The sequence below is a fragment of the Paenibacillus sp. FSL H7-0940 genome (genome assembly GCF_037979415.1).
In the GTDB taxonomy this organism is placed as follows: domain Bacteria; phylum Bacillota; class Bacilli; order Paenibacillales; family Paenibacillaceae; genus Paenibacillus; species Paenibacillus amylolyticus.
In genome coordinates, this window is record NZ_CP150280.1 from 290,788 (window position 1) to 302,852 (window position 12,065).

Consider the following 12,065-nt stretch of genomic DNA (forward strand, 5'->3'; position numbering starts at 1 on the left):
ACAATGAACGCCGTATTGGAATTGCAAAAATTAGCGCATGACAAAGAGGGTAAAGGCCAAGCCGTGGATGCAACGATAACAACAACATGGACAGTAACAGGTTTTCTCTCAACAATAAGTAACAGTTGCTAAAAGGATGAACTCCATCAAGTAAAGGAGGTGAAGACAATGAACGCCGTATTGGAATTGCAAAAATTGGCGCATGACAAAGAGGGTAAAGGCCAAGCCGTGGATGCAACGATAACAACAACATGGACAGTAACAGGTTTTCTCTCAACAATAAGTAACAGTTGCTAAAAGGATGAACTCCATCAAGTAAAGGAGGTGAAGACAATGAACGCCGTATTGGAATTGCAAAAATTGGCGCATGACAAAGAGGGTAAAGGCCAAGCCGTGGATGCAACGATAACAACAACATGGACAGTAACAGGTTTTCTCTCAACAATAAGTAACAGTTGCTAAAAGGATGAACTCCATCAAGTAAAGGAGGTGAAGACAATGAACGCCGTATTGGAATTGCAAAAATTGGTGCATGACAAAGAGGGTAAAGGCCAAGCCGTGGATGCAACGATAACAACAACATGGACAGTAACAGGTTTTCTCTCAACAATAAGTAACAGTTGCTAAAAGGATGAACTCCATCAAGTAAAGGAGGTGAAGACAATGAACGCCGTATTGGAATTGCAAAAATTGGTGCATGACAAAGAGGGTAAAGGCCAAGCCGTGGATGCAACGATAACAACAACATGGACAGTAACAGGTTTTCTCTCAACAATAAGTAACAGTTGCTAAAAGGATGAACTCCATCAAGTAAAGGAGGTGAAGACAATGAACGCCGTATTGGAATTGCAAAAATTGGCGCATGACAAAGAGGGTAAAGGCCAAGCCGTGGATGCAACGATAACAACAGTGACAGTAACATTTTTTACCTCGACAATAAGTAACCATTGTTAAAAGAGATCACCCTGAATATGAAATTAAACATAGAGTTAGACTTTTGAAAATTTATGAAATTATACGACTTTACTATTCGGTATACAAAGTGATACTTACTTGTTGCTTAGCTGATCTTCAGCTAAGCAACATACCATTTTAGATTACACACTAACTATCAAAAATTCATTAGAGGGTGATAAAAGAATGGAAAAATTATTAGAAATAGCAAAAATGCCTGAGCCATTTGAGGAAGGAACGGCACAAATCTGGCTTGACTCGGATCGGGCTGACTTTGTTTTGAAAGCTCATTTCGATGAGAATATCCCTGGCGGTAGTAGGGAGAGCAGCTTTATTGATGAAACTGTTGATTTTATTAGTGAAATTGTACCATTAGCAAAACTTAAAAAAGTAATTGATTTAGGTTGTGGCCCAGGCCTCTATTCCCAAAAATTAGCTAGTAAGGGATATGAGGTTGTTGGTGTGGATTTTAATAAAAAGTCAATTGAATACGCAGCTAATGAAGCAAAAAAAAAGGATTTATCGATAGATTACAGGATTGAAGATATTACTAACATTGAGATTGAAAATGAGTTTGATGTAGCTCTACTCATTTATCAAATATATAGTGTCTTTAGTCCAGAGAATAGAAAAAAAATACTTAGCAATGTCCATCGTGGTTTAAAATCTGGAGGATTAGTTTTATTAGATGTGTTATCAGAGACAAGTTATGAAAAATTCGAACAAAATTTTATATGGGGCTTAACTAGAAAAGATAATCCATTTTCTGACAGGAAACATTTATCCTTATATGCTTCAATGAAATACCCAGATAATGTTACCTTATCAAAAAATGTTCTAGTTTTTGGTGATGGCGAGATAGTCAATTATAATTACTGGAATCAACATTTTACTGTTGAAAGTTTAGAGAAAGAAGTGAATGATGCTGGATTTACTCTAGAAAAGGTGTACGCAGATGTTAATGGCGGAGATTACCAAGTGGATAGTGAGTCTTTTGCGGCGATTCTAAAGAAGAAATAAAAATAGTAGAATAATTAAAAATCAATGTTTACCAATTATATTAAGCCATCGGACAATCCAGAGAGACTCGAATTCCAAAATTTCTATGCCCTAGTACCTTGACTGATTCTGAATAAATTTTGCAGCCTGGCTTGCTGTATTGGCTGTGAAGTTATTTCTTGGAAAATTCCTATACGGGTGGCTTTTTTCGAACAGAGTATGGTTTTTCATTGCGATTCTTTACTGATTATCACTATGAGATACCTGAGGATACGATCTGCTTCCTTTCCAATTGTATATGTGAATGACATTTTTCATCTGCTGAATGTTTCATTCATATACGCTGGAGTTCATGCTCTACTCAATGTGAAGAAGTGAAGGACGATACCAAAAGAGTAGAGAGCTGCGACTACGTGGCTCTTTTGTTTTTACCAAACGAACTGGGAAATCATGTACATATTAAAATTTTGGACATTCAATAGGGCATTGTCGTAGCGTCTTCGCCGTTGATCTATATCATTCTCAGATTCTATTATTACCGGATTCGAAAATTGTCGAGACATATGGAGAAGGTTGAACAATGAGTGCTTTGACCTGATTGATATTCAGGAAGGACGGGACGAGATCGGCTACCTGATTCGAGCCTTTAGTATAATAATTGTTTGACGAACTGTAACGGTTATAGGGCATTCATTTTCTTCCGCTTAAGAGAGAAGTCTGCTATATTTATTGCGGTGATGCTGGCTATATCAGTTCAACTAAACATTTCACGATAACGGAGAGGCAGAAATAACCTGAAGAAGCAAAGCGTTCGCCTTTATCCCCGGATTTCCCCTTTTCATGAAGGGATCAAAAAATCTGGGGATAACAGCGATCGGAAGGTTGTTCTGTCACCGAAGTGCCAGTGTAAAGATTCATTAGTTAAACTGATATAATACAGACAGCAGCCAGAAAGAATAGAAAAGCGGACAAGGAGAACAGATATGAACTGGAATGAAAATATGAGCACGGTGGTTATTGGCGCTATCGTCTTATTGTTGCTCGTGGCCTGGGTTATTCGACGATTCATTCGGCGAGGGCAGCGTATACGAAGTGAAGCAAACCCGCGCAAGATTACGATCAAGGATATTGATAAAATGCAGGATGGATCGGAATTCGAATTGTATTTGTATCATTTATTTCAGCAGCTTGGTTATAGCGAAGTACATAAAACCACAAGCAGCCGTGATTTTGGTGCCGATCTTGTGTTTGTAGATAGGTCCGGCAGACGGAGTGTCATTCAGGCGAAGCGTTACGGAGCGAATCATCCGGTAGGATTAAGTGCAGTACAGGAGATCTACACGTCCATGCGTTATTATGAGGCAGACCGCTCCATCGTGCTAACCTCGGCCAGATATACGGAAGCATGTCGCACGCTGGCTGCTGTCAACGGGGTGAAGCTGCTGGATCGGGAAGATCTGATCGAATTAATGATTCTATTTAAGTCCAGAAGATCGGAAGAGGCGCTGGAGTTGATCGAAGAGGATGATCATGAACCTATAGAAACATGGCAGTCGCGTCGGAAAAAAGTTCCTCGTTAATCACCTTCACTTGTCTGGCTGCACATGATATATTGAGTGCATACCAACCAAGGGAGAGTGTTCATGATTATGGCACGTACACAAACACAGAAAACAATGCGCAAAGCAGAGAGATCGGGACAATGGTGCCCGGAACAGAGTCGAAGAGTAAACGGAGATTACGGAGCGTTATCCCAGCATGTTCGAATCATGCCCACGAAGCAGGAAAAATTACAAAAGGTCAAACACAAGAAGCGGAGCCTGGATGGTAATGCTTCTTTTTATTTTGCCTATGATGTGCGGATTGCTGGATAGAAATACGCAAAAAAACTCTTCCTCCGGTTGGAATGAGCTCATTGGGACTGTTACAATTAATGTAGCTTGTGAATGAATGACTACGAATCCTTGTATTACTATATATTTTCCATATTCTCGTATCCTGAATGAAGGGAAGAACCTATACATATGACAACAGCGCTGCACTTGAATAAAAAAATCGTTCGGCGTTTTTTGCTGCAAACGCAAGCCTTACTGGGACGTTGGCCCGCAGTTTCCTTACCTTCGGGACCTGACCAAGTTTTGAGTTTGATTCGTTCCCTTGGTTGCGTACAGATCGATCCTGTGGCTGCTGTAACTGGAAACCAGCATTTGGTGCTGGGGGCTCGTGACCCTGGTTATACTGCTGACAGCTTAAATACACTGCTGAGTGATCACAAGGTGTTTGAATATTTTGCTAATGCTGCCTGTGTCATTCCAATGGAAGACTATGCTCTCTTTGAACCTGTACGTGCTCGATTAAGGGAGCGTCTGGCTCCGTCCTTGCAAGGTCTGGAGAAAACAGTGCAACATGTGTTACAGCGTTTGAAGGAAGAAGGACCTTTACCTTCACGAGCTTTTCGTGCTGTAGAAAGGGTAAGTGGTTATTGGGACAGTGCAGATGTGCCAAAGACAAAGGATACAACACTTGCTCTGAATTTACTGTTAGACTCCGCTGTGATTCGTGTGGTGGCGAGGCAGGGGAATGAACGTTATTTTCATATTACCGAATCTGAGTTGCAACAACAGGGACTTCCGATAAAAGAAGACATCGATGTGTTGGCCCAGAGACAGGCTCTGCTGGATAAATACATTCATGCGTATCGTGTCGTAGATGCCCGTGATCCCCGTCTGGGTTGGTTGAAATCTACAGCGGCTGAACGACGCGCCGATATTGCTGCCCGTGTGTCAGATGGGCGAATGATCCCACTTAAGGTGGAGGACGTGGCCACGCCTTATTATATTCGTGCTGAAGATGAGGATTTGCTGCTGCGCATGGAAAGGGAAGAGCCACACTATGATCCGTCTGGCCCGGTACGTTTCCTGCCGCCGCTGGACAACCTGTTATGGAGAAGAGAACGTATTGTTGATTTATTTGATTTTCATTATAAATGGGAGATTTATACGCCAGAGGTGAAAAGAACCTACGGTTATTATGCCATGCCTATTCTTCACGGAGATCGGTTGATTGGACGTATGGACCCACGCCTTGATCGCAAAACGGGAGTACTTACCGTTCGTTTGTTATCGATGGAAGAGACTGCTCCACCTGTGGAGGAATGGATTACGGATTTTCGGGAGGGGCTTCAATTCTTTGCGTCCATGCATGGAGCACGTTCCATTACTATCGAGAAGACGGTACCAAAAGAGTTGAAAAAGCTGCTTAAATCAATTTGATTAGGGGATATACGAAAGAATGTATGGATACGGGAAATTGGAATTGTTAAGGAGGGGTAGGATCTAAAAAGGACAAAAAAAGGAGGAGCCAGAGGGTAGCCAGAGGGCCCCTCCTTCTTCATTTGATTTTAATATCCAAAACTTCTTTAGTTCACCAGATGAGGCATTTCAACGTTGGGATCAACATCTGCTTCATAATCCACACCATCGGTTTCAAAACCAAACAGTTGGAAGAACTCGCGACGATAACCTTCCAGATCAGACAGATCGTAGATGTTCTCTGTGGTCAACTCATTCCAGAGCTTCGCCACTTCTTCCTGAACGTCAGCTCTCATCTCCCAATCGTCAATGCGAATACGGCCTTCGGCATCGGTTGGAACTTCTCCTCCCGCATACAAGCGATCAGCGAACAGACGTTGCAATTGCTCGATGCATCCTTCATGCAAGCCTTTTTCTTTCATGACTTTGTACAATGCTGAGATGTACAGCGGCACGACTGGAATCGCAGAACTGGATTGAGTCACCAGCGCCTTGGCTACAGTTAAGTACGCACGTCCACCTTTGGCACTCAAACGATCATTCAGCTTGTGTGCAGTTGCTTCCAGATGATTCTTGGCCTGACCTATGGAACCATCACGATAAATGGCATGGGTAAGTTCAGGACCGATGTAGGAGAAAGCGATCGTTGTTGCATCGTCGGCAAGCACGCCGCCTTGTTGCAGGGCATCCATCCATAGTTCCCAATCATCTCCGCCCATAACAGTTACCGTCTGACGAATTTCCTCTTCGTTTGCCGGTTCAAGGGTAACGGAGCTAATTTCGCCTGTGTGGAAGTTCACCGTTTTGTTCGTGTAGGATTGTCCGATAGGCTTCAGCACAGAGTTAAATACTTCACCCGTGTTCGGATCGGTACGGCGTGCCGAGGCTACGCTGTATACGACCAGATCGACTTGACCGAGTTCACTGCGAATCAGTTCAACGGCTTTGTCTCGTGTTTCGTTTGCAAATGCATCACCTGTAACGCTGTACGATTTCAGGCCTGCTTCCTCAGCGGCTTTTTCGAATGCAGCGGAGTTGTACCAGCCTGCAGAAGCCGTACGTTTCTCTGTGGAACTGCTTGGACGATAAATGCCGACTGTATTCGCTCCAGCTCCAAAAGCAGAAACAACGCGTGACGCCAGACCGTATCCGGTGGAAGCACCGATCACGAGTACATTACGCGGTCCTTTCAGCTCAGGCTGGGATTTCACATAATCAATCTGTTCCTGCACTTGCGCAGCGCAACCTACAGGATGGGAAGTGGTACAAATAAAACCACGTGTTCTTGGTTTAATAATCATTTATTTGCATCCTTTCATATTCAGCTCATGTTTCAGCATTTCAATAAAATGCTCGTACACATACCTCCTTATTGTAAAACAATTACCTTGGAAACGGAAACCGTTTCGTTGATTTCGCCGGAAGGGTGGCGTTATATCTCTAATTTTGCGATGATGTGAATAGAATGTACTCGCTTGTTAGGATAGAAAGGACAGGGATACCATGCTGAAGGAACGCATTGAACTGCTAAGCAAAAGAAAACAAATTTCCCGTAAAGACCTTGTGGAAGGTCTGGTCACGCAGGCCCACTTTGCCAATATCCTGGCGGATCGTTATCCTCTCCCTGAGGACTTGGCAGAAGCCATCGCCGGGCGTCTTGGGGTATCCCCTTCCTATATTCTAAAGGCTGCGGCTCAGGACGAGGAAACACTTGAACGGGCGGAGGTTATTTTCGAACAAATGTCTGTTCCAGCGTCGGCGATATCCGAAGATACGGTGCATGCACTGGCAGATCGGGATGACACGCTGACCGTAGAGTTGACAACGGCCTTGATGAAGGCGGTCTATTATCAGCAATTAAACGATGCAACGGCTCATGAGTATATACTTACGTCCTACCTCAATTTTTACCTGGAGAAATACGGTCGTCCAGACGATATTGATCTGCCACGTCCGTTAGTCAAGGCACTTTTATTCTATAAAATACAATATTATCGTTCCAAAATGGCTTTTGTGGATGTATTAACTCATGCAACTAGGCTCAGTGAGCTGGCGCTTCCTGGCAGTGAATTCTGGTTGTCTGTGCAAAATATCAAGATGGAAGCCTACATCCAGGTCAAACAGTACGAAGAGGCAAAACAGGTATTTGAGCTTACAATGCGTCATGTCTATGATCAGCGGATGTTCCATCGGTTGTCCGGGTTATATGTAGCATATAGTGGGTATTGCTTCGCAATGGGGCTGGTTCAGGAGGCACTCTCGGCATTAACCATGGCGGAGGCAAACCTCGTGTATGCGGGCAACCAGGGAGATCTGGTAACGGCGATTGCCAACAATCGCATTGTCATGTTAACAATGACAGGTGAACTGGATCAGGCACAGACGGAGATTGAACGATTTGAATCGCTATTGCAGCAGGAAACGGAAGAAACACAGCAGGCCATGCAGCCGCTCGTCAGTGTGTATCGATGCGAAGTGGCTCTGGCACGGAAGAACTGGGGCGTGCTCGCGCAGAGTGTAGATCAACTTTTGAAATGTGCAACAACACAGGACCAGCAGATGAGCGCAACCTTCTACCAGAGCCATCTGGCTCTTGCGCATGGAGATCGCGAAGTTTTCATGGAGCGGGCACTTGCGTGTCTGCCTTATTTTGAATCCGCGCAGCATGTCATGCGGCTTGAACCGTTATATGAGGGGATGGCCGTAGTATCGGAGGATCAGCGGAAATACAAAGAAGCGGCGATGTATTATCGGAAACTGGTCTATCTGTTACGCAAAAAATAGAGTGAGAATCGGCTTGGAAGAGCCTGATTATGTCATGATTTTGTGCATTGCAGGAGCACTTGGCACAAAATATGGCCGCCAATCGTGAAATGAAGATTGGATTAGCAGATCTTTTTTTGCGAAATTAGCATCATTCCTTACCCAAGAAACGATTATCCCGTAATTCAATTGCTGGATTTTTCGTTTTTTTTGTATGTCACCAGAAGGGTATTCAAGGACAAGTCACGGTGTTTATAATTTAATTATAAATACGTGTTCAAAAAGTCTGGTTTTCAGTACCGAGAAGATGGAATGAAGCTAGAAATGGAGTAGCGGAGCGTAGGAGACCTACGTGAGCAACGGACATTTCGGCTGAATTTCATATTCGATGCTGATGATGCCACTAGGCATGATTCGTAATCAAAAGTGGACTTTTTGAACAACTTCTAAAAACAAATAAAACAAATGAGGTGTTTGATATGAGATGGTTCGGTAAAAAGAACAAACAGGAAGATGCAATTGCTAAAGCGGATAAAATGATGAATAAAGGACTCACTGGCATGATGATGAAAGGCTTTGTATCAAAGGAACATCGGGAGGCCATCAACCAAAGTCTGGCTTCGGCAAAGCAGGCACAGTTGGCAGCGAGTGGGTCGCTTCCATTAACGGCAACAGCAACGGTGGTGACAATCACCGATACAGGCAAACTGATCAACTTTGATCCGATTGTTGTGCTTGTATTGGATGTGACAGAAACGAATGGCAACCAGTATCAGCGAACATTGGAGACACTGGTGTCCAAAATGCAGATTCCACGAGTAGGCGATCGGGTGGGATTAGGTCAGAATCCAGCGAATCCCTCCGAACTGATCTACATGGGGCTAATGTCCATCTAGGAGGTATTTGGTTATAAGACAGTCATAATCCATTTATATAATGCTTATAACAACGGTAAATAGACATATCAAGAGAAGGATTAAGAGAGGGTGGATCATATGGTAGGTTTCCTGAGATTCATTGGCGTATTAACTGTATTCGGGGTGGGGTTCTCCCCATTTCTGGCACAGCAGCTGTGGAATGATCCGTTTATGATTATGCAGGCATGGTGGTACACTCCGGCGATCTTTGCCGGGTTTGCACTGATCTTTGTTCCTGCGATTTTGAGCAATATTTTTGGCGTAGGTCGAGTGAAGACAGGTTTACCAGCAGTTGGGGTCATTAAGACTATACAACAGACGGGTACGTATATTAATGAACAACCGGAGGTTCGATTGGGTCTGACAGTTTCGCTTAAAGGGCGAGAGAAATATGATACCGAGATGAAAACCGTCATTCCGCTGACTTCCATGGCACAGTTTCAGCCGGGCAGTTTCATTCCATTAGTAGTCTCCGTAAAGGATGAGCGCAAGGTAGGGCTTGATCTGAAAGGGCAACTGTCACAGGAAGATATGCAGCAATTGCTGCATGAAAAGATGGTACAGCAAGGTGTATCACCTGAAATGATGGATATTACAAGAACAGGGGAAAAAGCGATGGCCAAGATCCTTGATGTCTCTCCACTTGGGAGTGGAGGCAGTAATAAGATCAAACTTCAGCTCAAACTCAGCATAACAAAGACGGACGGTGAAACCTTCAATGTGACAACGCAAAAAGAAATTTTGTCATCTGTGCTGCCGCAGGTTCAGCAAGGTCATATCATTAACGTCATTTATTCAAGACAAGACCCAACAAAATTGGTGTTGGCATTGAATGTACAGGAGCAACAATTAAGTGACCTATTCTCTTCCTGAGGATGTAGACAAAAGGAGGTCCTGCAGATCATGTTTATGACGTGTAGGACCTCCTTTTTTATTTTGGTATGTATGAGAGATGCAAGCAACGAACGGTTTTCAAACAATACCAAGGCGCATGCGATAAGAAAAGAGTACTTTTCTGGATTCTCCGTCAAATACACGATTAGCCAGCGCTCTGAACTCGTCAGCAGCTGTTAATAGATCATCCGCTCCGAGCTTCAACGCCGTTTGCAGGCCGCCTTGGCTCAGGGCGAGATTGACATATCGATCGGCTGTGAATGTCTCGTGGTGATGAAATACGATTTCCCGGACATATCGGAAAAGCCCGGACTGCTGAATCTGCTGCAAATGCCCATCCTTGCTCCATTTGTGTGCCTGAGTATCCTGGGGAGCCAGACTGGCTGCTCGTTGATCTGCTTCTTTATTCAGCTGCAGATAGGCTTGTTCTAACTGCCAGTCTAACATTGGCGGCCAGTCGCAATCGTAGGCTGCAAATATGCCCCCTGTACGAAGTACACGTGCAAACTCGCGTAGTGTGGGTTGCGGCTCCATCCAGTGAAACGATTGCGAGCAGGTCAGCACATCCACACTGCCATCTGGTAGTCTGAGGTCGTGAGACAAGCCGGACACAAACCGCAGGTTATCCGGCTTCCCGGCAGATTCCCACTTGGATTCTGCTACAGACCTCATGTCATCGCTGGGTTCAAAGCCGATGATACGTTCAGCTTCATTAAGCCAGATCCACGAGGATAAGCCGGTGCCACAGCCAATATCTGCGACCATACGCGGTGTGCTGCCAAGATATGTCGTTAGAATATCCACCACTTCAGTGGGAGCAGCTGGTCGGTTCTGATCGTATAACGTACCAAAACCTTTGAAACGTTCCACATTGTTGCGTCTAATGTCTTGCATGGATAAACCTCCTTCGGTCAGATGGATGACGGAGAGTCAGCTGTGATCAAAAGTTGTATAGGTCTATATTATATCATTCATTGTTGGGAAGTTTGTTCATGACGTTCTGCAAATGTTCAACGGCTTTGATATGACGTCTGAGCAATTCCTGTCCAACATGAACAGGCTCGATTACGGTCAGCTCGGAACCAAACGACAGCAGGAAGGAGTAGAGCCATTCCCCTACATTCAGTTCGAGAGACACACGGAGCCTGCCATCAGGCTCTTTTTTAATGAGGGAAGGTTCGAAAAAATCATACACTCGGTATGCAATATTGCTGGAGAACGAGAGTGTAAGAGGAGTCAGGACAGGAGCCGCTTCTGATTCAGGGTCGTTTGATCCGGCAGTAACAGAGTGATCGTGTTTTCTCGCCAGAAAAGTCAACTGGGTGATCCGTTTCATCTTAAATGTCTCGAATTCTTCCCGATCAGGGTCATCATGGATATATCCTTTGAAGTACCACGTACTGTTTTTGAATATAAGTTTCTGTGGCTCCACGGTCGGAATGCTCTTCTCACCATCCGAATTAACATAATGAAACGTAATCAGTTGATTCGTTAATATAGCCTGTTTCACCTGATTGAACAGTTCTCTCTCCTGCAGAGGGATGCTGCCCCATGGTGAGAAATTGAATTCGATCCAATCCAGTTTGTGATCAAAAAGGGCGGTTAGCCGTTGCAGCATATGGGCACTGTTAAGATGGGGGATCGCACTGATGCTGTATAGTCCCATCAAAATTTCATTCTGGTCTTCTTCAGACAACAGGGACTTGTCCATGACATAGTTGTCCATCAGATGGATACCGCCGTGCTTGCCGGTCGTTGTATAGACGGGAATACCCGCAGCGCTCAACCGATCGATATCGCGGTACACCGTGCGTACAGAAATCTCGAACATACGGGCGAGTTCGGGTGCAGTGGCTTTCTTTTTCTCCAATAACAAAAGCAACATTCGAAATAGTCGGTTATTTTCCATGCCATAATTATACCATGACAATAGGTGTCAGGGTATGGGTGGTACACTGGTGTAAAAGTCTTACCAAGACATTTTGACTCAGATTTATAATTTGTTCTTCATTTATTGGGGAGTAGTGAAGGGGACGATATCGATTCTGAAGAAACGAAGTGTTCGCTAAAAGCTTTCTGTAAGAAAGCTACTTCGGAAGCAAACGCTATCATGGGATTTTTCCATTTAGAAATAGGAATAAAAGAAATCCGAGGATAACAGCGATCAGAAGAACGATTCGTGACCGGAACGGCTACTCGCATAATATCAAGCACTTTATACCGAAAT

Annotated in this window: 16 protein-coding genes; 13 read left to right on the forward strand and 3 right to left on the reverse strand. The window is 44.1% G+C overall.

Features of this window, described 5'->3' with window-relative positions:
• Window positions 1-3: 3 nt before the first annotated feature.
• From MHB71_RS01290 to MHB71_RS01335, 10 genes are all read left to right on the forward strand, one after another.
• Window positions 4-132, forward strand: coding sequence for a class III lanthipeptide (locus MHB71_RS01290; protein WP_340028594.1), 129 nt, complete (start codon window positions 4-6; stop codon window positions 130-132).
• Window positions 133-168: 36 nt separating this feature from the next.
• A complete protein-coding gene (locus MHB71_RS01295) occupies window positions 169-297 on the forward strand; it encodes a class III lanthipeptide (protein WP_340028594.1) in 129 nt (42 codons plus the stop codon).
• A gap of 36 nt (window positions 298-333) precedes the next feature.
• The gene (locus MHB71_RS01300; RefSeq protein ID WP_340028594.1) at window positions 334-462 is read left to right on the forward strand and encodes a class III lanthipeptide; all 129 of its coding nucleotides are present in this window, start codon (window positions 334-336) and stop codon (window positions 460-462) included.
• A 36-nt stretch (window positions 463-498) separates the two neighbouring features.
• Window positions 499-627, forward strand: coding sequence for a class III lanthipeptide (locus tag MHB71_RS01305; RefSeq protein WP_340028595.1), 129 nt, complete (start codon window positions 499-501; stop codon window positions 625-627).
• Window positions 628-663: 36 nt separating this feature from the next.
• A complete protein-coding gene (locus MHB71_RS01310; protein WP_340028595.1) occupies window positions 664-792 on the forward strand; it encodes a class III lanthipeptide in 129 nt (42 codons plus the stop codon).
• Window positions 793-828: 36 nt separating this feature from the next.
• A complete protein-coding gene (locus MHB71_RS01315) occupies window positions 829-954 on the forward strand; it encodes a class III lanthipeptide (protein ID WP_340028596.1) in 126 nt (41 codons plus the stop codon).
• A gap of 186 nt (window positions 955-1,140) precedes the next feature.
• The gene (locus tag MHB71_RS01320) at window positions 1,141-1,974 is read left to right on the forward strand and encodes a methyltransferase domain-containing protein (protein WP_340028597.1); all 834 of its coding nucleotides are present in this window, start codon (window positions 1,141-1,143) and stop codon (window positions 1,972-1,974) included.
• A gap of 962 nt (window positions 1,975-2,936) precedes the next feature.
• Window positions 2,937-3,533: a restriction endonuclease gene (locus MHB71_RS01325; RefSeq protein ID WP_340028598.1), complete on the forward strand. Its 597-nt coding sequence runs from the start codon at window positions 2,937-2,939 to the stop codon at window positions 3,531-3,533.
• A 69-nt stretch (window positions 3,534-3,602) separates the two neighbouring features.
• Complete coding sequence (locus MHB71_RS01330; RefSeq protein WP_340030110.1) at window positions 3,603-3,827, forward strand: hypothetical protein; 225 nt, start codon at window positions 3,603-3,605, stop codon at window positions 3,825-3,827.
• A 150-nt stretch (window positions 3,828-3,977) separates the two neighbouring features.
• On the forward strand, window positions 3,978-5,225 hold the full coding sequence (locus MHB71_RS01335) for a crosslink repair DNA glycosylase YcaQ family protein (RefSeq protein ID WP_340028600.1): 1,248 nt from the start codon (window positions 3,978-3,980) through the stop codon (window positions 5,223-5,225).
• A gap of 146 nt (window positions 5,226-5,371) precedes the next feature.
• Here the strand turns inward: MHB71_RS01335 and fabV are convergent, their stop codons facing one another.
• Window positions 5,372-6,565, reverse strand: a complete 1,194-nt coding sequence (fabV, locus tag MHB71_RS01340) for an enoyl-ACP reductase FabV (protein WP_036617082.1) — start codon at window positions 6,563-6,565, stop codon at window positions 5,372-5,374.
• Window positions 6,566-6,767: 202 nt separating this feature from the next.
• On the opposite strand from fabV, the gene MHB71_RS01345 reads away from it, so the two are divergent.
• From MHB71_RS01345 to MHB71_RS01355, 3 genes are all read left to right on the forward strand, one after another.
• Window positions 6,768-8,048, forward strand: a complete 1,281-nt coding sequence (locus MHB71_RS01345) for an XRE family transcriptional regulator (RefSeq protein ID WP_340028601.1) — start codon at window positions 6,768-6,770, stop codon at window positions 8,046-8,048.
• Window positions 8,049-8,506: 458 nt separating this feature from the next.
• Entirely contained in the window at window positions 8,507-8,923 is a 417-nt protein-coding gene (locus MHB71_RS01350) for a hypothetical protein (protein WP_340028602.1), read from the forward strand.
• A gap of 99 nt (window positions 8,924-9,022) precedes the next feature.
• Window positions 9,023-9,817 carry a hypothetical protein gene (locus MHB71_RS01355; protein WP_340030111.1) on the forward strand — a complete coding sequence of 265 codons (795 nt, stop codon included), beginning with the start codon at window positions 9,023-9,025 and terminating at the stop codon, window positions 9,815-9,817.
• A gap of 99 nt (window positions 9,818-9,916) precedes the next feature.
• On the opposite strand, the gene MHB71_RS01360 is transcribed toward MHB71_RS01355, so the two are convergent.
• Window positions 9,917-10,732, reverse strand: coding sequence for a class I SAM-dependent methyltransferase (locus tag MHB71_RS01360; RefSeq protein WP_340028603.1), 816 nt, complete (start codon window positions 10,730-10,732; stop codon window positions 9,917-9,919).
• A gap of 73 nt (window positions 10,733-10,805) precedes the next feature.
• Entirely contained in the window at window positions 10,806-11,747 is a 942-nt protein-coding gene (locus tag MHB71_RS01365; protein WP_076319896.1) for a YafY family protein, read from the reverse strand.
• Window positions 11,748-12,065: the final 318 nt, after the last annotated feature.